This window comes from Beggiatoa leptomitoformis (assembly GCF_001305575.3).
GTDB classification, from domain to species: Bacteria; Pseudomonadota; Gammaproteobacteria; order Beggiatoales; family Beggiatoaceae; genus Beggiatoa; species Beggiatoa leptomitoformis.
This window is the reverse complement of the sequence record NZ_CP012373.2, coordinates 2,304,427-2,329,890: the sequence shown is the minus strand read 5'-3', so window position 1 is coordinate 2,329,890 and position 25,464 is coordinate 2,304,427. Positions and strand designations below refer to the sequence as shown.

Annotated in this window: 17 protein-coding genes and 1 tRNA gene (1 of these 18 only partly in view); 15 read left to right on the top strand and 3 right to left on the bottom strand. The window is 42.9% G+C overall.

The window, feature by feature from the left end; genetic code table 11:
• Positions 1-35: 35 nt before the first annotated feature.
• The 10 genes from tuf (at position 36) to rpoC (ending at position 13,385) form a co-directional block, all read left to right on the top strand.
• Positions 36-1,226 carry an elongation factor Tu gene (gene tuf, locus AL038_RS09695; RefSeq protein WP_062152299.1) on the top strand — a complete coding sequence of 397 codons (1,191 nt, stop codon included), beginning with the start codon at positions 36-38 and terminating at the stop codon, positions 1,224-1,226.
• A gap of 47 nt (positions 1,227-1,273) precedes the next feature.
• Positions 1,274-1,349 (top strand) — tRNA-Trp (locus tag AL038_RS09690).
• Positions 1,350-1,380: 31 nt separating this feature from the next.
• The gene (gene secE / locus AL038_RS09685) at positions 1,381-1,761 is read left to right on the top strand and encodes a preprotein translocase subunit SecE (protein WP_062152297.1); all 381 of its coding nucleotides are present in this window, start codon (positions 1,381-1,383) and stop codon (positions 1,759-1,761) included.
• Positions 1,762-1,764: 3 nt separating this feature from the next.
• The gene (gene nusG / locus AL038_RS09680) at positions 1,765-2,370 is read left to right on the top strand and encodes a transcription termination/antitermination protein NusG (protein WP_062152295.1); all 606 of its coding nucleotides are present in this window, start codon (positions 1,765-1,767) and stop codon (positions 2,368-2,370) included.
• A gap of 95 nt (positions 2,371-2,465) precedes the next feature.
• A complete protein-coding gene (gene rplK / locus AL038_RS09675) occupies positions 2,466-2,897 on the top strand; it encodes a 50S ribosomal protein L11 (protein WP_062152294.1) in 432 nt (143 codons plus the stop codon).
• 2 nt (positions 2,898-2,899) lie between these two features.
• Complete coding sequence (gene rplA / locus AL038_RS09670) at positions 2,900-3,604, top strand: 50S ribosomal protein L1 (RefSeq protein ID WP_062152292.1); 705 nt, start codon at positions 2,900-2,902, stop codon at positions 3,602-3,604.
• 184 nt (positions 3,605-3,788) lie between these two features.
• Positions 3,789-4,316, top strand: coding sequence for a 50S ribosomal protein L10 (gene rplJ / locus AL038_RS09665; RefSeq protein WP_062152290.1), 528 nt, complete (start codon positions 3,789-3,791; stop codon positions 4,314-4,316).
• 67 nt (positions 4,317-4,383) lie between these two features.
• The gene (rplL, locus tag AL038_RS09660) at positions 4,384-4,761 is read left to right on the top strand and encodes a 50S ribosomal protein L7/L12 (protein ID WP_062152288.1); all 378 of its coding nucleotides are present in this window, start codon (positions 4,384-4,386) and stop codon (positions 4,759-4,761) included.
• A gap of 176 nt (positions 4,762-4,937) precedes the next feature.
• Entirely contained in the window at positions 4,938-9,035 is a 4,098-nt protein-coding gene (gene rpoB, locus AL038_RS09655) for a DNA-directed RNA polymerase subunit beta (RefSeq protein WP_062152287.1), read from the top strand.
• 117 nt (positions 9,036-9,152) lie between these two features.
• The gene (gene rpoC / locus AL038_RS09650) at positions 9,153-13,385 is read left to right on the top strand and encodes a DNA-directed RNA polymerase subunit beta' (RefSeq protein ID WP_062152285.1); all 4,233 of its coding nucleotides are present in this window, start codon (positions 9,153-9,155) and stop codon (positions 13,383-13,385) included.
• A 334-nt stretch (positions 13,386-13,719) separates the two neighbouring features.
• On the opposite strand, the gene AL038_RS09645 is transcribed toward rpoC, so the two are convergent.
• Positions 13,720-14,478: a hypothetical protein gene (locus AL038_RS09645; protein WP_145917087.1), complete on the bottom strand. Its 759-nt coding sequence runs from the start codon at positions 14,476-14,478 to the stop codon at positions 13,720-13,722.
• A 305-nt stretch (positions 14,479-14,783) separates the two neighbouring features.
• Here AL038_RS09645 and AL038_RS09640 point away from each other — a divergent pair, with 305 nt between their 5' ends.
• The 3 genes from AL038_RS09640 to soxZ all read left to right on the top strand — a co-directional run bounded on the left by AL038_RS09640 (position 14,784) and on the right by soxZ (position 16,257).
• Entirely contained in the window at positions 14,784-15,209 is a 426-nt protein-coding gene (locus AL038_RS09640; protein ID WP_062152281.1) for a hypothetical protein, read from the top strand.
• Between the two features lie 242 nt (positions 15,210-15,451).
• Positions 15,452-15,919: a thiosulfate oxidation carrier protein SoxY gene (gene soxY, locus AL038_RS09635; protein WP_062152279.1), complete on the top strand. Its 468-nt coding sequence runs from the start codon at positions 15,452-15,454 to the stop codon at positions 15,917-15,919.
• 23 nt (positions 15,920-15,942) lie between these two features.
• On the top strand, positions 15,943-16,257 hold the full coding sequence (gene soxZ / locus AL038_RS09630; RefSeq protein WP_062152277.1) for a thiosulfate oxidation carrier complex protein SoxZ: 315 nt from the start codon (positions 15,943-15,945) through the stop codon (positions 16,255-16,257).
• An 87-nt stretch (positions 16,258-16,344) separates the two neighbouring features.
• Here the strand turns inward: soxZ and AL038_RS09625 are convergent, their stop codons facing one another.
• Positions 16,345-17,628 (bottom strand): sensor histidine kinase, encoded by a 1,284-nt coding sequence (locus AL038_RS09625; RefSeq protein ID WP_062152275.1) that lies wholly within the window; start codon positions 17,626-17,628, stop codon positions 16,345-16,347.
• Positions 17,629-17,683: 55 nt separating this feature from the next.
• Entirely contained in the window at positions 17,684-18,481 is a 798-nt protein-coding gene (locus AL038_RS09620; RefSeq protein WP_062152273.1) for an efflux RND transporter periplasmic adaptor subunit, read from the bottom strand.
• A gap of 359 nt (positions 18,482-18,840) precedes the next feature.
• Here AL038_RS09620 and AL038_RS09615 point away from each other — a divergent pair, with 359 nt between their 5' ends.
• Together AL038_RS09615 and AL038_RS09610 are read left to right on the top strand one after the other, a co-directional pair.
• Complete coding sequence (locus tag AL038_RS09615; protein WP_062152271.1) at positions 18,841-20,190, top strand: hypothetical protein; 1,350 nt, start codon at positions 18,841-18,843, stop codon at positions 20,188-20,190.
• A gap of 143 nt (positions 20,191-20,333) precedes the next feature.
• Positions 20,334-25,464 carry the 5' end (the start) of an SdrD B-like domain-containing protein gene (locus AL038_RS09610; RefSeq protein WP_062152269.1) on the top strand. The gene runs 22,502 nt beyond the window's last position, so only the first 5,131 of its 27,633 coding nucleotides appear in the window; its start codon is at positions 20,334-20,336; its stop codon lies off the right edge, out of view.

Here is a 25,464-nt window from a genome sequence, read left to right as displayed (position 1 = left end):
AACATCCGCTTTGTTGAGTTGAAGGAATAGAACCGATGTCCAAGGCAAAATTTGAACGCACTAAACCGCATGTAAACGTAGGTACAATCGGACACGTTGACCACGGTAAAACCACCCTGACAGCGGCATTAACTAAGTGCATGGCGGAAAAATTCGGTGGCGAATTCAAAGCCTATGACCAAATCGACAAAGCACCTGAAGAGCGTGCGCGCGGTATCACTATTGCGACAGCTCACGTTGAATACCAATCAGAAGCTCGTCATTACGCACATGTTGACTGCCCAGGTCATGCTGACTATGTAAAAAACATGATTACGGGTGCAGCACAAATGGACGGCGCAATTCTTGTCGTCTCTGCTGCCGATGGTCCTATGCCTCAAACCCGTGAACACATCCTGTTAGCCCGTCAAGTTGGCGTGCCTTACATTGTTGTGTTTATGAATAAAGCTGATATGGTTGACGATGCGGAATTATTAGAGCTCGTTGAAATGGAAGTGCGTGAATTATTAGACAAGTATCAGTTCCCAGGTGATGATACACCTGTCGTGATTGGTTCTGCATTAAAAGCGTTAGAAGGGGATGCTAGCGATATCGGTGTGAGTGCGATTTACAAACTCGTCGCCGAAATGGATAGATACATTCCTGAACCCGTTCGTGAAATCAGCAAGCCTTTCTTAATGCCTATTGAAGATGTGTTCTCTATTTCTGGTCGCGGTACAGTTGTGACCGGTCGTATTGAACAAGGTAAAGTCAAGGTTGGCGAGGAAGTGGAAATCGTAGGAATTCGTCCTACCACCAAAACAACCTGCACAGGTGTGGAAATGTTCCGCAAACTGTTAGATGAAGGTGTCGCAGGGGACAACGTGGGTGTGTTATTACGTGGAACTAAACGTGATGACGTGGAACGTGGACAAGTCTTGGCAAAACCGGGTACGATTACCCCACACACACATTTTGAAACAGAAGTTTATATTTTAGGTAAAGAAGAGGGTGGTCGTCACACACCTTTCTTCAATGGCTATCGCCCCCAGTTTTACTTCCGTACAACGGACGTAACAGGCGCGTGTGATTTACCAGAAGGCGTGGAAATGGTCATGCCTGGTGACAACGTGAAGTTAGTTGTAAAGTTAATCAACCCAATTGCAATGACCGAAGGTTTACGCTTCGCAATTCGTGAAGGTGGTCGTACTGTTGGTGCTGGTGTTGTTACTAAAGTTATCGAGTAAGCATATCTCTTTTGGCACAATCAGCAGTGATTGTGCTTGCCAAATTTAGGCCAGTAGCTCAATTGGCAGAGCGGCGGTCTCCAAAACCGCAGGTTGGGGGTTCGATTCCCTCCTGGCCTGCCATTATTTCCAATCAATTGTATTTAGGATGCACATGAATACAAATATGGATGCGCCCGCGTCTGATAAATCCGACATTATTAAATGGGGTGTTGCCGTTGCTTTAATTCTAGCGAGTGTGGTCATGTTCCATCTGCTGGAAGGGCAACTTTTCGCTATACGTGTAGCACTGGTACTGGTTGCCGTTGGTGTAGCGGTGTTTATTGCCTCTAAGACAGAAAAAGGTCGTTTTGTCTGGAACTTTTTGCGTGAAGCACACGTAGAAGTCCGTAAGGTTGTTTGGCCTAGTAATCAAGAAACTGTGCAAACAACTGGGATTGTATTACTGATGGTCGTTGTTGTTGCCTTGTTTGTCTGGATATTAGATGCAACCCTGTTTTGGATTGTACGCCTATTAACTGGACAGGGGGGCTAACGCGTGGCAATGCGTTGGTATGTCGTACATGCTCACTCTAATTTTGAGAAAGCAGCAAAACGTTCGTTAGAAGAACGTGTAGAGCGCGCGCACCCCGAATTAAAAAATTGTTTTGGGCGTGATGAGAATAACAAACTCAATGTATTAGTTCCTAGTGAGTCTGTTACAGAAATACGTGAAGGACAAAAACGAACCGTTGAGCGCAAACTCTATCCTGGTTATGTACTCGTCCAAATGGACATGGAACGAGAGGATATTGACGATGTCGTGCAACGAAAAGAATTGCGTAACGAGTTGTGGCATTTAGTTAAAGACACTGCTCGAGTTGTTGGATTTATTGGTGGAACACAGGAACATCCTGCACCACTTAAAGAAAAAGAAGTGACTGTTATTCTACAACGGGTTTTAGAAGGTGCAGAAAAACCGCGTCCGAAAGTACTGTTTGAAACAGGCGAAGTTGTGCGTGTTATCGATGGACCTTTTAATGATTTCAATGGCGTTGTAGAAGAAGTTAATTATGAAAAAAATAGGTTGCGAGTTGCCGTATTAATTTTTGGACGCTCTACACCTGTTGAATTAGAATTCAGTCAAGTTGAAAAAGAAAATTAATTGTTGAACAAATGGGATTGTAGCCCGTTTGTGTTTTTTACCTCTTAAATTTGGGGAGCTATGTTTGTAGCGTTAATACCCAAGGAGCTTTATTCATGGCAAAGAAAGTCCAAGCCTATATTAAACTGCAAGTAAAAGCAGGTCAGGCAAATCCAAGCCCTCCCGTTGGTCCTGCTTTAGGACAACACGGTTTGAATATTATGGCGTTCTGTAAAGAGTTTAATGCACAGACCCAACATTTAGAAGCAGGAATGCCAACCCCTGTGGTGATTACTGCTTATAGTGATCGTTCCTTTACCTTTATTCTGAAGACACCACCCGCTTCCGTGTTATTGAAGAAAGCGGCAGGTATCAAGAGCGGTAGTAAAACACCACACACAGATAAGGTTGGTAAAGTAACACGTCAACAGTTAGAAGACATTGCCAAGTTGAAGATGCCTGACTTAACTGCGGCTGATTTGGATGCAGCTGTCCGCACCATTGCGGGTAGTGCGCGCAGTATGGGTATTGAGACGGAAGGGGTATAAACATGGCAAAGCTATCTAAAAGACAAAAAGCAATTCAAGAAAAATTGCAACCTGGCAAGCAATATGCTGTGCTAGATGCTTTTGATTTTTTAAAATCTTTACCCCCTGTAAAGTTTGTTGAGTCTGTTGATGTGAGCGTTAACTTAGGTGTTGACCCCCGTAAATCAGACCAAGTTGTTCGTAGCTCTACTGTTCTGCCTAACGGAACAGGTAACACCGTGCGTGTTGCTGTGTTCGCTCAAGGTGCTGCTGCTGATGCCGCGCGTGCCGCAGGTGCTGACATTGTTGGGTTCGATGATTTAGCTGCACAAATTAAGGGTGGCGTGATGGATTTTGATGTTGTCATTGCTTCTCCTGATGCAATGCGCGTCGTTGGACAATTAGGACAAATTTTAGGTCCACGTGGATTAATGCCCAACCCTAAAGTAGGTACAGTTACCCCTGATGTTGCGGGTGCTGTTAAAAACGCCAAAGCAGGTCAAGTGCGTTACCGTACAGACAAAGCAGGCATTATCCATTGCACCATTGGTAAAGTTTCTTTTGATGGCAATGCATTAAAAGAAAATTTACAAGCACTGTTAAATGATTTAAATAAGATTAAACCCAGTACCGCAAAAGGTGTCTATGTGAAACGGATTACCGTTTCCAGCACAATGGGTCCTGGATTACTCATTGATCAAAATACACTAGTAAACACTGTCCAATAAGTAACAGGCTTTCGGCTGCTGAATAAATCCAAGTCAGTGGCCGTCAAAGACCGTAGGTGTCATCCGACTTAATAAAACCTACGCAGACGGCAAATTCCATTAGGTTTTTGCTGGTATGTTCAGTTTTTAACCTACTTTTTAGGTTAGAAATTGAAGATAAAAAACCAAACCAGGAGATTAAGCAATGCCGCTTAAGCTTGAAGATAAGCAAGCCATCATCGCGGAAGTATCTGAAGTTGCTGTTAAAGCACATTCCGCCGTTGTCGCTGAATATCGTGGTATGACTGTCGCTGAACTCACTAAATTACGTGTTGACGCACGCAAGGCTGATGTCTATGTCCGCGTCATTAAAAACACGTTAGCACGTCGCGCTGTTGAAGGAACTTCACTCAAATGTATTCAAGAAGTGCTAAAAGGACCCGTTATCCTTGCACTTTCTGGTGAAGACCCCGGCGCACCTGCAAGAGTGTTCAGAGATTTCCTGAAAACTAACCAAAAAATGGTAGTTAAAGGAGTTGCAATTGGTGGGCAATTGTTTGGGGCAGAAGATTTAGATAAAGTTGCAAAACTCCCCACACGCGACGAAGCCATTGCCAGCCTCATGTCAGTCATGCAAGCCCCGATTACCAAATTTGTCCGTACCTTGGCAGAGCCTCACGCCAAAATGGTGCGTACAGTTGCAGCGATACGCGACAGCAAAGAAGCCGCTTAAGTTTATCAATTTACTTTATTATTCAATACTGTTCTCTTTTTGTAGAGTATAGTTTTAGGAGTTTACAATGGCCGTATCTAAGGACGATATTTTAGAAACTATTTCCAACATGACAGTGATGGAAGTTGTTGATTTAATCAAAGCAATGGAAGAGAAGTTTGGTGTTTCCGCTGCCGCTGCTGTTGCAGTTGCTGCACCAACAGCCGCTGCTGCTGCGCCTGTTGCTGAAGAACAAACCGAATTCAACGTCATCATGACCAGTTTCGGAGCCAACAAAGTCGGCGTGATCAAAACCATTCGTGGTATTACTGGTTTGGGTCTGAAAGAAGCGAAAGACCTCGTTGAAGCCGTACCCGCTACAGTTAAAGAAGCGGTCTCTAAAGATGAAGCCGCAAAAATTAAGAAAGAACTTGAAGAAGCCGGCGCAGCTGTCGATATCAAGTAATATTGATTGGCAGTTTTCGCTTGTGAAGGCGTACAGACTATTTGCTACGTCGTGATAAAATAAACGGCTGGTGACCCTTACGTTACCGGCCTTTTTCTGTTAGTGCTAGCCTATCATTTTGATGAGGTGATTCAATTGAATCTTTTCATCATTCTTATGGTCAACCGGGAGTCCCCATGACTTACTCTTTCACTGAGAAAAAGCGCATCCGCAAGAGCTTCGGTAAACTGCCAAAGATATTGGATATTCCTTATCTGCTTGCCATCCAGCTTGAATCCTACCGCACTTTCCTCCAGAAAGACACCCTTCCTGAGCAAAGAACCAGTATCGGATTACATGCTGCCTTTAAATCTGTATTTCCCATAGTTAGTTACTCGGGTAATGCCGCGTTAGAATATGTCAGTTACCGTTTAGGTAAACCATTGTTTGATGTGAAAGAATGTCAAGTGCGCGGAATGACATTTGCTGCTTCTTTACGGGTTAAAGTCCGTTTGATGTTATACGACAAGGAAGCGAAAGATACCAAAACCCGCAGCATTAAAGATATTAAAGAACAAGAAGTTTACATGGGCGAACTGCCACTAATGACCAATAATGGCACGTTTGTCATTAATGGCACTGAGCGGGTGATTGTGTCCCAATTACACCGTTCTCCAGGTGTATTTTTTGACCATGACAAGGGAAAAACACACTCATCAGGTAAGTTCCTGTATGCAGCACGGGTGATTCCTTATCGTGGTTCATGGCTAGATTTTGAGTTTGACCACAAAGATTGTATTTTTGTGCGAATTGACAGACGACGTAAGTTGCCTGTTAGTATTTTGTTGCGTGCGTTAGGGTTTAACAACCAACAAATGCTAGAAATGTTTTTTGAAACTAATAACTTCAGTTATAGCACAGACAAAGACCAGTTTTCTTTTGCCCTTGTTGCCGATCGGTTACGAGGTGAATTAGCCAGTTTTGACATTCGTGACACCGAAGGGCAACTGGTGGTTGAAACAGGCCGACGTATTACTGCAAAACACATTAAACAACTAGAAAAAGCCAATATTACCTCCTTGCCTGTTCCTGATGATTACCTATTTGGCAAAGTGATTGCCCATGATATTAATGGCAGTGATGGTAAACTCATTATCAAAGCAAATGAGGAAATCACGGCTGATATTATTCGCTTATTACGTGAGCATCAAATTCGTAAGTTTAACACCCTGTATATTAACGACTTAGACCGTGGTCCTTACCTCTCTGATACCTTGCGATTAGATACGGCAACAACCCCCTTAGAAGCGCATTACGAAATTTATCGCATGATGCGTCCTGGTGAACCGCCTACAGCAGAATCCGCAGAGACGCTATTCCAGAGTCTATTTTTCTCTGAAGACCGTTATGATTTATCCGCTGTTGGACGGATGAAATTTAACCGCCGTGTTGGACGTGATGAATTAATCGGCTCAGGCGTGTTATCCACAGATGACATCTTAGCGGTTTTACGCACGTTGATTGATATTCGTAATGGCAACGGTACGGTTGATGACATTGACCATTTAGGCAATCGTCGCATTCGTAGCGTTGGGGAAATGGCAGAAAATCAATTCCGTATTGGTTTAGTGCGCGTTGAACGGGCGGTAAAAGAACGTTTATCCTTAGCGGAATCAGAAAATATGATGCCGCAAGAACTTATTAACGCGAAACCTGTTTCTGCGGCCATTCGTGAGTTTTTTGGTTCTAGCCAACTCTCCCAATTCATGGATCAAAATAATCCATTGTCCGAAGTCACGCATAAACGCCGTGTTTCCGCCTTAGGGCCGGGCGGGTTGACTCGTGAACGCGCAGGCTTTGAAGTCCGCGACGTGCATCCTACGCATTATGGGCGTGTGTGTCCAATTGAAACCCCTGAAGGGCCAAACATCGGTTTGATTAATTCCCTTTCCGTGTTTGCCCGTACAAATGAATACGGCTTTTTAGAAACACCTTATCGTCGTGTGGAGGATGGCAAAGTTACCAATAAGGTAGATTACCTCTCTGCGATTGAAGAAGGTAACTTCGTCATTGCGCAAGCAAATTCTACGCTGGATGCAGAAGGGCGATTTATTGAAGAACATGTAACCGCCAGACACAAAAACGAATTTACCTTAGTTTTAAAAGACAGTGTGCAATACATGGACGTATCGCCCATGCAAATTGTTTCCGTTGCTGCGGCCTTAATTCCCTTCTTAGAACACGATGACGCAAACCGTGCGTTAATGGGTTCTAACATGCAACGTCAAGCAGTTCCTACCTTACGGGCAGAAAAACCGCTAGTTGGCACAGGCATTGAACGCACGGTTGCGATTGACTCGGGGGTTGCTGTTGCAGCAGAACGCGGTGGTATTGTTGACTCTGTTGACGCGGCGCGTGTTGTGGTGCGAGTAAACGACGGTGAAACAGAACCCGGTGAAGCAGGGGTTGATATTTACAACTTCACTAAATACGTGCGCTCTAACCAAAATACATGTATTAATCAACGTCCTTTAGTCAAACCGGGCGATATAATTGCAAAAGGTGATGTGTTAGCCGATGGTCCTTCCACCGACATGGGGGAATTAGCCTTAGGACAAAACATGCTCGTTGCCTTCATGCCTTGGAATGGATACAACTTTGAAGACTCGATTCTCATTTCCGAACGGGTGGTTGAAGAAGACCGTTTCACCTCAATTCACATTGTAGAATTGAGTTGTATGGCGCGAGATACCAAACTAGGACCAGAGGAAATCACCTCTGATATTCCCAACGTCAGCGAGGCTGCGCTGAATAAGCTGGACGCTTCGGGGATTGTTTATATTGGTGCAGAAGTCCGTCCCGGCGATATTCTGGTTGGTAAAGTAACGCCTAAAGGCGAAACGCAACTCACCCCAGAAGAAAAACTGTTACGTGCTATCTTTGGCGAAAAAGCCTCCGATGTAAAAGACACCTCATTACGTGTTTCTTCAGGAACTTATGGCACGGTCATTGATGTACAAGTCTTTACCCGTGACAGCGTGGAAAAAGACGAACGCGCCAAACAGATTGACCACTCAGAATTAGAAAAGGTTCGCAAAGACTTACGCGATAAGTTCCGTATTCTGGAAGATGATACTTATCAACGGTTAGAAAAAATTCTGATTGGGCACAAAGCAATCAGCGGACCTAAAGGTCTAGATTCTCATAAACCCATCAGCAAAGAATACCTAATTACGCTGAATCGTGAACAATGGTTTGAAATCAACCTGCAAGAACCCGCTGTACAAGAACAACTGGAACTATCTAAAGACATTCTGGAACAAGAACGGAAGCGTGCCGACGAAGCGTTTGAAGAAAAACGCAAAAAGCTCGCGGCCGGTGATGACCTTGCCCCCGGTGTCCTAAAAATGGTGAAAGTTTATCTTGCAGTGAAACGTCGGGTACAACCGGGTGACAAGATGGCAGGTCGCCATGGCAATAAAGGGGTTGTCTCCATGATTGTCCCCGTTGAAGACATGCCCTATCGGAAAGATGGTCGTCCTGTGGACATCGTCTTAAACCCACTGGGTGTGCCGTCACGGATGAACATTGGACAGGTGTTAGAAACCCACTTAGGCTGGGCAGCAAAAGGCATTGGTGAACGCATTGACAATATGTTAAAAGCCCATCAACGCGCGACCGTTGCAGAAATCCGCGAATTCTTACACAAAGTCTATAATACGACAGGTGGTAAGACAGAAGATTTAGCGTCATTTACCGATGATGAAATTATTGAATTAGCGAAAAATCTTCGTAAAGGCGTACCCACCGCAACCCCTGTTTTCGACGGGGCAAGCGAAAATGAAATTCAAGCCATGTTAGAACTGGCAAACCTGCCCATAACAGGACAAACCGTGCTGTATGACGGACGGACAGGCGAAGCCTTTGAACGTGAAGTCACCGTCGGCTACATGTACATGCTCAAACTCAACCACTTAGTTGATGACAAGATGCACGCCCGTTCTACAGGGCCTTACAGCCTTGTTACCCAACAACCTTTAGGCGGTAAAGCCCAATTCGGGGGACAACGTTTCGGGGAAATGGAAGTCTGGGCGTTGGAAGCCTATGGTGCGGCCTACACCTTGCAAGAAATGCTGACCGTCAAATCAGACGACGTAAATGGACGGACAAAGATGTACAAAAACATCGTTGATGGCGACCACCGTATGGAAGCGGGGATGCCAGAGTCCTTTAATGTATTAGTGAAGGAAATTCGCTCATTGGGAATTGATATGGAGTTAGAGCAAAACAATTAGTACGAATACGGTACGTTTATGAATCATGGGCGGTTTTGTGCGGATTTATAGTCAAAAAAGACTGCATAAATGACAGCACACCGCCCACCTCCAGAATTCTGCAAGCGGAGAACGACCTTGAAAGATTTAATGAATTTGTTGAACAGCCAAGGGCATATAGAAGAATTTGACCGCATTTGTATCGGTCTAGCCTCCCCCGAGAAAATTCGCTCTTGGTCTTATGGGGAAGTCAAAAAACCAGAAACCATCAACTACCGCACATTTAAACCTGAGCGGGATGGATTGTTTTGCGCAAAAATCTTCGGACCTGTCAAAGATTACGAATGCTTATGCGGCAAATACAAACGCTTAAAACATCGTGGTGTTGTTTGCGAAAAATGCGGCGTGGAAGTTACCCAAGCCAAAGTCCGTCGCGAACGCATGGGACACATCGAATTAGCCAGCCCTGTCGCGCATATTTGGTACTTAAAATCTTTACCCTCTCGCATGGGCTTGATTTTAGACTTAACTCTGCGTGACATTGAACGTATTCTCTATTTTGAAGCCTACGTTGTTATTGAACCCGGTTTAACCTCTTTAGAACGCGGTCAATTACTGACAGAAGAGCAATATTTAGATGCCTTAGAAGAACATGGCGACGAATTTGACGCACGCATGGGTGCGGAAGCCATTTATGAATTACTTCGTACCCTAGATTTAGCGGGAGAAGTCAACCGCTTACGCGAAGAAATTAATGGCACAAACTCCGATACCAAAATCAAAAAGCTCAACAAACGCTTAAAACTGATTGAATCCTTCCTACACTCAGGCAACCGCCCTGAATGGATGGTTTTAAAAGTCTTACCCGTGTTACCACCTGAATTACGTCCTTTAGTTCCCTTAGATGGTGGGCGTTTTGCGACTTCTGACTTAAACGATTTATATCGTCGTGTTATTAACCGTAACAACCGTTTAAAACGGCTGCTCGACTTAAACGCGCCTGACATTATCGTGCGTAACGAAAAACGCATGTTACAAGAAGCCGTCGACGCACTGTTAGACAACGGACGGCGTGGGCGCGCGATTACAGGCACGAACAAACTGCCTTTAAAATCCCTTGCTGACATGATTAAAGGGAAACAAGGGCGTTTCCGTCAAAACTTACTCGGTAAACGCGTCGACTACTCTGGTCGTTCCGTTATCGTGGTCGGCCCTACCCTGCGCCTGCATCAATGCGGGTTGCCGAAAAAAATGGCGTTGGAACTCTTCAAGCCTTTTGTCTTCGGCAAATTAGAATTGCGTGGTTTAGCGACAACGATTAAAGCCGCTAAGAAAATGGTGGAGCGCGAAGGCCCTGAAGTGTGGGATGTATTAGAAGAAGTCATTCGTGAACATCCTGTATTACTCAACCGCGCACCAACCCTGCACCGTTTAGGGATTCAAGCCTTTGAGCCTGTTTTGATTGAAGGGAAAGCGATTCAACTGCATCCGCTGGTATGTACCGCCTTTAATGCCGACTTCGACGGCGACCAAATGGCCGTCCATGTTCCCTTATCCATTGAGGCACAATTAGAAGCACGTGCTTTAATGATGTCTTCTAACAACGTCTTATCACCTGCGAATGGTGAACCTATTATTGTTCCTTCACAGGACGTGGTACTAGGCTTGTACTATATGACCCGCTTGCGTGTGAATGCGCTGGGTGAAGGTATGAAATTCGCCGACGTTGATGAAGTGCATCGTGCCTATGAAAATCGAGTCGTTGCTTTACAAGCCGAAATTCAAGTGCGGATTAAAGAAGTCCTCTTTGATGAAAAAGGCGCGCGCGTAGAAAGAACGGTGTTGCGTAAAACGACGGTCGGACGTGCCTTATTATCTGAAATCATCCCTGAAGGCTTGCCCTTCTCTGTTGTTGATTGCGACTTAAGCAAAAAAGCGATTTCTAAACTGATTAATACCAGCTATCGCCGTGTTGGCTTAAAAGATACCGTTGTTTTTGCTGACCGTTTGATGTACACGGGATTTTCTTTTGCAACCCGTGCGGGGATTTCCATTGGGATTAAAGACATGGTCATTCCTGATGAAAAACCGGGAATTATTTCGTCCGCAGAAAGAGAAGTAACAGAAATTCAAAACCAATATGCCTCAGGTTTAATCACTGATGGTGAACGTTACAACAAAGTTATCGATATTTGGTCACGTACCAATGACAAATTGGCAAAAGCCATGATGACCAAGTTGGCAGACGAACCCGTTAAAGACTTAGACGGCAATATTGTTGTAGATAAAGATACAAGCAAAGTAAAACTGCAACGTTCTTTCAACTCCATCTATATGATGGCGGACTCTGGGGCGCGGGGTTCTGCCGCGCAGATTCGGCAATTAGCTGGGATGCGGGGGTTAATGGCAAAGCCTGACGGCTCTATCATTGAAACGCCCATTACGGCAAACTTCCGTGAAGGTTTGGATGTTTTACAATACTTTATCTCCACTCACGGCGCGCGGAAAGGCTTAGCAGATACCGCGTTAAAAACTGCAAACTCAGGTTACTTAACCCGTCGTTTAGTGGATGTTGCACAAGACTTAGTGATTTTAGAAAAAGACTGTGGCACACATAATGGTTTAGAAATGACCCCATTAATTGAAGGGGGCGATGTAGTCGAACCCTTGCGTGAACGGGTATTAGGACGGATTGTTGCTGAAGATATTTTTGTTCCTGAACAAGAAGAAGCCGTCGTCAAACGTGGCACGCTCTTAGACGAAACTTGGGTAGAAAAACTCGACGCTTTAGGGATAGACCGCGTTAAAGTTCGTTCCGCCATCAGTTGCGAAGCCCGTTATGGTATTTGCGCCCATTGCTATGGACGTGATTTAGGGCGTGGGCATCTTGTCAATATGGGCGAAGCGGTTGGCGTTATTGCCGCACAATCTATTGGTGAACCCGGTACACAGCTCACCATGCGTACCTTCCATATTGGGGGGGCTGCTTCTCGAGCTGTTGCCATCAACAATATTGAAGTGAAGGCGAAAGGGATTGCGAAACTTCACAACATCAAAACCGTTGAGCAACAAAACGCTGAAGGAGTCGCGCGAGTTGTTGCCGTTTCTCGGTCAGGTGAGTTAGCCATACAAGACGATAATGGACGCGAGCGTGAACGCTACAAAGTGCCTTACGGTGCGGTGTTCACTATTCGTGATGGTGATCCTGTGGAAGCAGGACAATTAGTCGCCAGTTGGGACCCCCATACCCACCCAATTATCACTGAAGTAAAAGGGAAAATTAATTTTACAGATGTGATTGAAGGGGTAACCGTGAACCGTCAAACTGACGAATACACGGGTTTAACCAGTATTGTAGTGACTGACCCGAAACAACGTCCGTCCAACGCAAAAGATATGCGTCCAATGGTGAAATTAGTGAGCGAGGATGGGCAAGATTTAAACATCATCGGCACTCAAATTCCCGCAACATATTTCTTGCCACCCCGCGCAATTATTACGGTAGAAGATGGGCAAGCAGTGAATGTTGGCGATGTTATTGCTCGGTTACCGCAAGAGTCCTCAAAAACCCGTGATATTACAGGGGGCTTGCCACGTGTCGCGGACTTGTTTGAAGCGCGTATTCCTAAAGAACCCTCTGTTTTGGCAGAATACAGCGGTACCGTTAGTTTTGGTAAAGATACCAAGACGAAACAACGTTTAATCATCACCTCTAAAGATGGGCAACAATATGAAATTCCCATTCCAAAGTGGCGACATGTCAACGTGTTCGAAGGGGAGCATGTAGAAAAGGGTGAAACGTTAGTTGACGGCGCACCTAATCCACATGATATTTTACGTCTGCTTGGCGTGGCTGAATTAGCCCGTTACATTGTCAACGAAGTGCAGGAAGTTTACCGTTTACAAGGCGTAAAAATTAATGATAAGCACATCGAAGTTATCGTGCGTCAAATGTTGCGTAAAGTATCCATTATTGACCCCGGCGATACCCGTTTACTCAAGGGTGAACAGATTGAACGTGCGAAGTTATATGAAGAAAATGAACGTGTTCGTGTAGAAGATAAGGCATTATCAACTTGGGAACCCATGTTATTAGGGATTACCAAAGCCTCATTGGCAACAGAATCCTTTATTTCTGCCGCCTCTTTCCAAGAAACTACGCGCGTATTGACGGAAGCCTCAGTTAGCGGCAAGTACGATGATTTACGTGGCTTAAAGGAAAATGTGATTGTAGGGCGTTTAATTCCTGCGGGAACAGGCTTGGCGTATCATGAAGAACGTCGTGCACAACGGCGCAAAGCGCAAGGCTTAGGTAGCACAACCGTTAGCCCTGAAGCGACAACAAATACAGAAAATACTTCAGAAACTTAAGATGTTTAATAAGGAATTCTGAAGATTAAAAGTCCCGTTAGATTTATTCTAACGGGACTTTTTTTTGAGTAACTTATAAAATCCGTCGTTATGGTATATAGCAAACGCACCATAAAGTGATTTGAATTTAGGATTAGCAGTCCTGACAGGACCGCTAATTCTCCGCATCGTTTTTATAGTGTGTTTACTATAGCTAACGCACTTCAAAATGATTATTGTAGGGTGGAATACGCTACGCTATTCCACCCTACATTAAGCTGCTTTTTAAGTTGCGTTAGCTATACGGACATCTGTCCTTAATGCACCCTACGTTAGTCTTTGTAAACAATCTAAACTACTCTTTAAACTGCAATTCTTTTCCATCAATAAACCGAATCCAATTGGGATACCATTCAACAACCAATTCATTTTCTGACATATCAACATAAGCCCGATTCTCAGGGGTAACAGGTTTGTTTACATTGCCACATTGAAAAACAATGCTTTCTTGTGGAACTAATGGTTTATCTTGTGGAAGACCAGCGAGATAACAACCATCTAAACTTAAACTAAAATCTATCAATTTGCGATGGGCTTTATAAATAGTCACATTGGCTTTAATGGCTTCAATCGTGTTATCAGAAGTATTTTTTAAGCGATAAGTTGTTACTAATATCTGCTCTTTTTTATTAGCTGGATTAATAGGTCGTGTAGCATGTTTAGGCAAATTGTCTTGTAGATATCCTGCGGGGTTGGGTGCAAATGCGGAGTCTTCACGTGCGACAATTTCACGCTTTATCAATTGAATTGACAATGCAGCACGCAATGGCTCAAGGGCTTTGTCTTTAATATCCATTCGCTTACGCAAATCACTTTCTCGTTGCGCTTCTTGTACTAGGAATTTTTTTTGTAATTCAATAGCTTCACTCACTGTGCGTGCGGTAAATGGCATGTCAGGGTCGGCAAAAGCAGCAGGTAATACATCTCCATTACTTCGTTCCACATAACCAATGACTAATGCACGGTCGTCTTCTGGTAATCTATCCAATTGTGTTTGAATCGACGATAAATCTGTCGTTCCAAATGGTAACGCGGTTCGATAAGGATTACGCATAATGGAGACTCCCCAAGCGATTCCCCCAGCTATTAAAGCGATAGTGATTATCTTTTTTAACGCCATATTATAAATCCTTGTAGATATTTACTATATAAATCAGAATATTTAGGGTTAAAACGCGGTTAATTCTGGAAATTTAGCGAATTCTGATTCAGATAAATACGTTATCAGAATATTTATTAATTCAAAAAAGTTATCGGTATATCAGTAAATAATAATGTAATTGATTGGTATATTATCTTAATATGATTAGAAATTTTACTAATATGTTCTTTATTAATCAATGTTATAAGAGAATTATCATGATTGCCTTTGAACAGCATTATAAAGGTCGTTTTTCTGGGATTTTACGTTGGACACAGTTAGATGCGTTATGGGAAAAAGTACAAGCAAGTCCTGAAGGCTGGTATGTTTATTTTGTAGGTGGTGCAGTCCCACAACAACCTACTAATGCACTAAATTTACAATTATTTATTGATGAATTAGATAGTTTATTACGTCATGAGCATGATTATGATTTTTGCGGTTTAATTTATGCGGATAATGTGGAAAATCCTGCGATGATTAAAGTATTTGACCCGCATCAGCTAGGTTCTGGTTGTGGGGTCAATCACAAACCTGTTTTTCCCCGTTGGCTATTGAGTAAAATCCCACCTGAATCCTTGCTAGATAATACACGACCTACAGCCAATCGCCATCGCTGGTGGAAACAACTTTTTTTTAAGTAAATGCTTTTATAACTAATTATTAATGTAGCTTAATGCAATTAAGCATTATGTATAACAATATGTTATCCCTTTCGGGTTAAAGATAAGGTTTAAAATTCGGTTTAAGTATGATATATCTTTCACAGGTTAAACTGACTATTTACAGTTTGTGTAAGGTCAAGTATTTATTGCTTTCTATATAATTTTTTTTGATAGCATTAAGGGAAGCGGACGGTTTATCGATATTTTTGGAGGATAGCTTTATGGCAAATCGTAGAACCTTTTTACAAGGCTCTTTAGCAAGCGGTGTCGCGCTCGTTGGTGCAAGCGTCCTTCCGCAAACAGGCATGGCTGAATGGTCTGCTGCGATTAAACCCGCATTCGCGGCGAAAGAAACAACCGATATTATTAAAGCCTTGTTCAATCAGAGCGAGGTTGTCGAGAGTGCGGATATTGAAGTTAAAGCCCCTGATATTGCAGAAAATGGCGCGGTTGTCCCCGTTCAAGTTATAACTAAACTACCTAATTTGACCTCTATTACGTTAATCGCGCCTAAAAACCCTGTGCCTTTAGTCGCTAAGTTTTCGTTGAGTGCTGGAATGGAAGGCTTTGTTTCTACTCGTATTAAAATGGGTGGGACGGGTGACGTGGTTGCGATTGTTGAGTCTGATGGCAAACTTTTTTCTGCAAAGAAGGAAGTAAAAGTGACTATTGGCGGTTGTGGCGGTTAATGCGTGAAGGGGAATAATTAAAAATGTCTAGTATTCGTGTACAAGCTAAGTTAAAAGAGGGTGTAACGGAAGTTAAAGCCCTAATTAGTCATCCTATGGAAACAGGTTCACGTAAAGATCGTGATACGGGCGAGTTGATTCCTGCACATTTTATTGAGGAGTTGACATGCGAGCATAATGGCAGTGTGGTGATGAGTGCCATTTGGAGCGCGGGTATTTCGCAAAATCCGTATTGTGCGTTTAATCTTAAAAATATTAAGGAAGGCGACACTATCAAGTTATCTTGGAAAGATAATTTGGGTAAAAATGATACTGCGGAAGTGCAGGTAACGGTATAATTTAATGGTGTCGTTTTTTTGAAGATAAAGCATTAAAAAATCTAAGATTTGATAATCGCCCCCTGCAGTCTGTTGGGGGCGATTTTTTTATGTTTCTTTTTCATAAGGAAAGCGCAGGCTAATGCAATATTTTCCTTGTTCTGCACGGCGGGTTAGTTTGGCTTGTGAACCGTAGTAAAAAGTTAAACGGCGTTGAATATTTTCTTGTCCAATTCCATTGCCCTGATGGGTTTTAGGCGAGGTTAATAAGGGGCTTTCTATGTCTAAGCGAATATGTGTCCCATCAAATAAACCCGTTATAACAATTGTTCCCCCTTCTAAAGCGGGTTGAATCCCATAATAAACCGCGTTTTCTAAGAGTGGCTGTAGCGTTAGGGAAGGAATCAAGGCATCTTCTGGGACATTGTTTAGTCGCCACTCAACCCGCAATCTGTCACCTAATCGCAGGGTTTCTATGCGTAGGTATTGCTCACACAGTTCTAACTCATCTTCTAACGCGACACGTTGGCTTGCATCTGATAGCGCGACTCTAAATAATTCCGCAAAATCTTCAACCGCTTGTTCAGCTTCTTTGGGTTGAAAACGAATAAGACTTGCTATGGTATTCATGCTATTGAATAAAAAGTGGGGTCGAATTCGTGATTGTAGTGCTTGAATATGTGCATGTGCATTGGTATTACTTTCTTGTTGAAAATTATATTGGATATACAGATAGCGTAGGGCTATCGCGCTGATAATCGCACTAATAGCTAAGTTTCTGAGTAAAAATAACAGGTGTTGTTCGGCAATATAGCGTAGGGGAAAAGGGGTTAAGAGAAAGGCAATCAGTTCACTTAGGATAAGTGCTGCAAGTAATATGCTTGCGTAGATTAATACGAGGATTGCTTTACGTCCGATTTTTTTATAGAAAAAATAGCCCAGCATCGTGCTGTCGATAACGGCAATAATGGCAAAAATTTGTAACATAAGCCAATAATGTTGCGGATTAAGCATTTGCCCTAATATTTGGCTTAAACTTTCTTCAATAAACCAAGCGGTTTCACTAACGAGCAGTGAAATAATGAGAATAATAAAATAACTCACAATCCCTACAATTTTATTACTTCCCAATTTGGATAAAAAATCTTTTAATAAACAAAGCATAGCCATGCTACACAAGGTTATCCATTGCATAAATAGGGAAACAAGCGCGAGGTCATTAAAAATATTGCGTAGTGCATATCCCCAGCCAAATCCAATTTTACTTAAAGGGGCTAAAACCAGCACGAAAGCAAGTAATTCGGTGAGGATAATGCCAAAAAAAACACTTTTTACGCTACAAAAATCAGGTAAAAACAGCCGATTGGGCGGGGAAGTTGGGTATGTTGTCATAAATTGGCAGTAAGTGCGAAGGGATTCACACTCACTATATCAAGTAACTCACTGATTATAAATTAGCCTCAACCAGACATTTCACGCCTATTCGCAGTTTTCCGTCAGGGTTTGCCATTTGTACAATAACTTTTACCGTGTCGGTGCTGGCATCAGTAATCGGTGAAATATAAGTGATTTTCCCTTGTGCAGGGGGGATATCCAACTGTGGGAATTTTACATTCACTGCTTGCGCTGTCTTTAATTTAAGCGCGTCGGTCGTTGGTACGTTAATGGTTGCTTGTAAAGGGTCAGTACTGACAAGGGTAATGACTTTAAAATCATTTCCACCCACTAATTCAGCAACTTCCTTATGTACAACGGTCACAATTCCATTGATAGGACTGCGTAACGTTCGCCGTGTGATTTGTGCCTCTAACTGTTTATATTCCATTTCGCTGATTTGCATGGCTTCTCGTGCTGCTTGTGTTTCTGCAACAGCGGATTCTAACTCGATTTGTGTTTGACTCACCTCAGACTGTTGTGCATTACCTTTTGCTAATAGGGGTAAGAGTCGGTCTAATCTGTCACGGCGCAATTTTTCTATGGCACGGGCAGCCGTTAATCGTCCAGACGCGCCTTTTTTAGCTTTTGCAACGGCTAGTGCTGCAACTAATACATCTGTATCTAAAACAGCTAATACTTGTCCTGTTTTTACTCTATCGCCTTCTTTCACTTTTACGATGTCTAACACCCCAATTTCAGGTGCAGCAACGTCTATTTCGTGTTCCGATTCTGTAAACCCCTCATACTCAGCCGCAACAACTAATTGGCTGAAACATAACAACAAACCAAGTGGTATGGATTTTATCATGATTTATCCCTTTTCAGTAAAAAATGTATTAACTAACTATCTGATACACTAAAACAAACCAATTAGTATGATTATAAAAAGAAAAATTCTATAAAAATTTAAAAAAAAGTGGTTATACTAAGAGCATATAACGATGTGTTACAGGCATCTGCAAGCATGGTAGCACAACTTGGTTTCTTCATAATACAAAGACATTCTATAATTAACTACTTGTTATTGATATATATAATCTATGAATCACCTTGCTTTTTAACGGTATATTTATTGCTTAATTATAGATAAAACACTAAGCATCATTGTTTCTTAGTTAGAATCATAACATGATAAATTTTTGTCAAATTGCCATCTACGGTAGAGTTATGTATAAATCACTATTATTTATTTTATTATCTACCCTAATCATCAATAATACATGGGCAGTAACGTATGATGAATCGCAAGAAAATATTGTTTTTGCGGAAGGTGAAACCACAGAATTGGTTAGTGAAGTTTCTGATGATGTAATGGAAAGTAGTGAAAATGTTCCTGCTACGCCTGAAGGTGAGCCTGTTATTGAAGTTCCTGCCGAAGAAATACCCGTCGTCGAACAACCACCTGTTGTAACAGAACCTCCAGCCAGTGAACCAACAATACCCGCCGAAGAAACACCCGTTGTAACAGTGCCTCCAACCAGTGAACCCGTAACACCTGTAGAAACGCCCGTTGTAACCACACCAACATCAGGGCCTAAAACGACTATTACAGCAAGTCTGCATGTGTTTATGCAAGAGAATACACATCGTTTAGCAGGGTTTTATTTTGATTTACCTCCCTTACCCAGCACAGGCACTTTACGCACGGCAAAATTACAATTTACGAACCGTCAAGCGGGGGAATTTATTTCTGGCACATTTGATATATTTGCAGAAATAGGCTCACATCCTGCGATTTTCTCGCTAAAAAATCCATTAACGCCACGTCAATTATCTGCCTATGCCAGCCCCTACATTCCACATAGTCATTGGCAAGCAGGAGAAACATGGTCTTTAGACGTAACACTTCCCGTACAATCAGTATTACAAACAGAGCGTTGTAACCAAGCTATTGCACTTATTGCTCAAAGCACTGATGTACAGGGATATAACTTTGAACGCTATACGGTTAATGAGCAGACAGTTAGCTTAGAATTGACGTTTGATGGACAGCAAGCCATTGATACAAATAGTAGTCGTTGTCTTGTAACAACCGATATTTTAGAAGAATTAAATGCTTTGCCTACCTTTGTGAATTCAGGCTTAAGTATTAGCAAGAATAGTGATGGTGTTTTACAAAGTGAATTAGAAGGTGTGCGGTTTATGCTCGCACCACAAGCGTTATATACAACGACAACAGAAATAGCGACTGCTTTAGCAGAGGGACAAATCAGTTTTACCTTGGAAAACGGAAAAACATTGGTGACAACGCCCGTTATTCAAGACATCTCCGCCTTTAAACAAGCAATTAAAACCATCGATAATCTACAAAATGCGTCCATTAGTATCGCGGAAGATGGCAAAGTTTTAATAAAAGTAAATGGGTTAATACGTTATGTGCTTTATCCCGATATCAGTTCAACGCCTGTACACCAGACCACCGTGTTAGGGCTAACTGTGCATACACAATACTGGTCATTCGTATTTACTGATGCGCAGGGACAGAACCGCGAACAATATTTATATATTGTTCTGTAAATTTATAATGATAGGTAGGGCAGTTTTTTCCTTTATCACTTAGCAAAAATAAAAATATGGGAATAACTGACGATTACATTAGATAAACACAACTTGTCGATGTACTGCTGATTTAATCCGTAGGCATCACTTGCGAGACGACCATGAAAAAGACGCAAAAACCCTATACCACCCTTTTTGAAAAGTTAGAAGACCGTTTATTATTAAGTGCTAATCCCCTCGTCGCGCTAGACGTGCCTGAAGAACAGGTTACAGATGCAATTGCTGCCGACCAATTAGACTTAAATTTGCACACAACCGCTGTTGCTGATGCAAATACAAATGCGTTGCAAACTGAAAAGGCGACATTAACCGCCGATGCGTCGTCCAGCCAAGCTGCTACGGTTAAACCCGAAGCATCATCGACAGATTCCAGCAATACCACAACTGATAGTGATACCAACACAAGCAATGCAGGCGCACAAGTTACGGTTGATACCAGTAAATTAACCAATACAACATCCGATGCAACAACACCATCTGATGATGTAGGTGCATCAAGCACTGCAAACAGTGTAGGCACACAAGTTACCGTTAATACAGATAAACTAACCGATACAGCATCTGATGCAACAACACCAACTGATGATGTGGGCGCATCAAGCACTGCAAACAGTGTAGGCACACAAGTTACTGTTAATACAGATAAACTAACCGATACATCAAGTACTACCAACAGTGGCGATGTAACAGACACAACGTCTGTTTCTGCAACCAGCCCGTTAAATACTGAATCTACAACCAGTACAACCCCCCATACCGATGCCGCAGACACGACAACAACACCAATTGCAGGTGTTGATGTGCCACAAGATGATGCTGATACAAGTGTTCGTGTAGAAATTGCCTTTGTTGACAGCAATGTATCTGGCTATCAAGCCATTGTTGATGCTTACAAAGCACAATCTTCCCAAACCGTACAAATGGAAGTCGTTGTCTTATCCGCTGACCAAAACGGTGTTTCACAAATCACCGACGTTTTAAACTTTTATAAAGACAAAGGTATCGCCATAGATGGGATTCATATTTTATCCCATGCGGAATCGGGTTCTTTAACCTTAGGTAACGCACATTTTTCCCTTGAAGATATTCAATCCAATAGCAGTGCCGCTACGTTAGTCAAAACATGGCAAGGTGCATTAAGTGCTGATGCCGATATTCTACTTTACGGCTGTGATGTTGCCAGTGGTGAATTAGGCGTGCAATTTACGCAAGAATTGCATCAACTAACTGGGGCGGATGTTGCTGCTTCTACAGATAAAACAGGACGGGACGATTTAGGCGGTAACTGGACATTAGAAGAACAAACAGGACAAATCGATACTCAAGTTGTTAGTAGTGATACAACCGTGTTACTGGCTGGAACACCCGCACCTGTCACTACTATCGGCTTACCCAGTGAATGGATGATTAACGAAAACTTCACCTTCACGGTTGATTTTGACAATGCAGGAACAGGAATAGGTTACGCACCGTATATTGATTTAAAAATTCCGCAAGGAATGAATTTATTAGCTGGTAAATATTCTATTGCCGATTTAACCATGGTGAAAGTCGCCACATGGGACGGCACAAAATGGATAGACGGTGGCGGTAATCAAGTTATTAAACATTATTATGGTGATCGTGGTGTTACCTTACCGACTTTTGACACGAGTTTACAAGTGGGCGACCAGTGGTACACCATAGAATTACCCTTTGGTAGCTTTGTTCCTACTCAACCAACTGCTGAATTTCAATTTACCGCCATATTAGACCCCTTATCGGGTGCGGTTTTTAATACCCCGCTGAATGTTAGTGCAACCAGTGGTTTTAGCTTTGGACAAGACGAGTTTAAAAACCCTGTTGCGGACAGTCCGAATATAACAGGTGTAACCCGCGAGACTTCTCATTCTGCGGCAATTACGCCTAAAGTTATCACCATTACCAAAGTATCCAATGCGACTGAGGGAGAGAGTGCTACAGGGGAGAATTTCCCCGTTCAATATACGTTGACTGTTAATGTTGCTAATGGCGCGACTGTGACAGCAATGGATATTATGGATTTCCTACCTGAAAATTTACAACATCTTAATTTAGCAAATTATCATATAGAGGTGAACCCCGGCACCGTCGTCACAACAGATGCACCCACCACAGGACATCCCAATACTGCGGCCAGTGGTAACAATAATTATTTATTTGAAAATACGACCGTTACAGGCACGACGGCGACGAATGAAATTGTCATTACTTATTACAATATTGTCCCTGAAAATGATGCCAACAAAGGCGTTATTCTCAATCCCACAACAGGAAATGAAACAACTTCCGTTAATGAATCACAAGTTTCTGGTACTTACACCAATCAAAGCGGGATTGACATCACTGACCAAGTTGTGACTGATGGGACAATAAACGATGCAAATGATGGAACACCAACAGATGACGAAGACGACGATAGCACCCTTATTGACCGTTCAATTGCAATCCAGAAAAGCCATGAAATTGTAGAAAATATCACTGCGACGGCTAACCAAGCACTAACCCTACCGGGTAGCGTGGTTAAATATACCCTAACATTCCAAATTTCTGACTACTTTGATTTTAATAATGTTGTTATTCAAGACTTATTTTCAGATGGACAACGACTTTACACGCCTAATAGTTCGTATGCACCAACATTACAAATTTTAGGCGATGCGGATAGCGTTTTAGCAACCACTGCGTTTTCAGGGTTTAATACAAGCACGCAAACAGCAACAAACTTTACCCTCACGTTTGACCCATCTACCGCACCAACAGGATATGACGGTAGCTATTTCAGCAATGTTCCCTTATATGATGCAACCTTACTAACGTTTAATGTTTCTGCCGAACTGGTTTCGCAAGGCGTGGATGGCATTTTAGAAGGCAATCGTATCAGTAGTGCTGATCCTTACGCCTCTGCCGCCAGCCCATGGACAAATGGGACAAATACACCGAATGGCACACGCGGCGTAATCACTTATTACACCCTGATACAAGAAGATTTTACTGATTTACAAAATGCCCCCGGTTATACATCAGATGACAGCGTTGACACAGGCGACCGCTTGTTTAACGACGTTGCCATTAAAGGGAATATTGTTAATAGCTCGGGTACAGTGATTGGGACAGAAGACGATAACAGCTCGGATGGATTGACTATTGCCGATATTGATGTCCAAAAAACCATTTATGCCATCAATGGTAATACTGCTGCAGTCACCAATCCCACCATTTTACAACCGGGTGATATTGTTACTTACCGCTTAAAAGTTGAATTACCAACGGCTGATGCAGAAAATTTCTATTTAACCGACTATTTGCCCTTACCAACCCTCAATGCCTTTACAAGCGTCACGAGTGTTAGTGCTTATTCAGGCTCTGCGCCCGCTGCGGGTACTGTCAGTTTTGGCCCTCTACATAATTTAAATACCGTTGTTGATGTTTATGATGCAACGGCAATTAATCCTATAGTCAGTGCCGATTTAGCCAATAACAGTTTAAAAATTTACTTTGGTGATTTTGACGCAAAAGCCGATACACCAACAGCGGGCGCACAGGTTCATGCAACGATTGACCTTTTAATTTCTGTTCGAGCCGATGCAGACCCCTTCTCAGATGGTTTATATCTTACCAACCAAGCAGAATCAGGGCTAGGCAATACTGAAGGCAAACAAAACGCCACCAGCGAAATTGTACAGATTTACCTCGTAAATCCAGAATTGTCCATCACCAAAGGGATTATCGCGACAGACAACATTGACGCGGTTTATAGTCCCACCCAAAAAATGCCCACAGGCGTGACGGCTGATGCCATCACAGACACGACAGGTGCTGCATTTACAGGGATAATCAACAGCAGCAACCTTAGTGCAAACCGAATTGATAGCAATCTCTCTCTCCCCTACATCGATGCAGGCGACACCGTGCGCTTTGCTATCACCGTAGAAAATACTGGCGGGAGAGATGCCTACAATGTGCAAGTGTCTGATACTGTTCCTGTCGGTTTCCGCGTGCCTGACAATACAACGCTTGCCTCAACGAATTTACGGGTAACGGATGGTGCGGGTAATGCGATTGCCTTTACCGTAGATAGTTTTGATGCCACAACGGGTGACTTTACCATTACCTTAACCGATGGTGCGACAGAAGGCGCAATTAATCAAGGTTATACCGTTGCACCATCAGGTGGTTATCTCAATCCAACAACAGTCAGTAATGGCAGTAACATTGCCATCATCACCTTTGATGTTGTTGCAGAAGGTACCAGTAATACCAATACCGTGGTTGCCAGCTCGGTAGAAACAAACATCGCAAGAATAGAACAATACACCAGCGTAGAAACAGGGGGGGTGAGTTTTGTGTACAATGGCGAAGAACCTTCAGATACCGCCACTGTTACTATTGCAGCCCCCAATAACTTTACTAAAACCCTTGTTACTACAGGGGTTAATGATACTAACAATAACCATACACAAGCAACCATTGGTGAAACCGTTCAATACACGGTAGAAATCACCATCCCCGAAGGGAACACAAACACCTTTAAAATCGTGGATACCCTAGATCCCGGACTGGCTTTTGTGAGTTTAGACAGCGTTGTAGCCAGTGCAAGTTTAACCATAGGTGGAAGCCCGATTACCTTAGCCAGCTTAAATGCAGGATTAAACGTAACCGGTGATGGTAACAGCAGTGCGCAAGTCGTCACCTTCTTCAATACGGCTGGCAGTAACATAGCCAATAGCAACTCAAACAATGCAACAGATGAAAAAATCACCCTTACATACACTGCTGTTGTATTAAACACAACGGGTGCAAACAGCACTGATGCAGGGGACAATCTAAACAATTCGGCAAAAGCAACATGGGCGAATAACGCCACGGGGTTAACCGTTTCAGCAGCAAATGTTGCCATTGTTGAACCTGAAGTAACCATTGCAATTAACGATGGTGGAATCACAACGGCAGACGCGGGTGACATCATCACCTATACCGTTACGGTTACTAGCACCGCCAGTAAACCCACAGCCCATAACGTACAAGTACAAGATATTATTCCATCAGGATTAAACTATGTTGCGGGTAGCGTTACCACACCAACCATAACGGGAACAGTTGTTGGTGCAACCGCCAGTGAGAGTGCTGGAACTGTTTCAGCCAGCGCAACATCAATGGCAGCAGGTTCAACCATGACCTTTACTTTCCAAGCAAAAGTAAATGTCAGTTTAT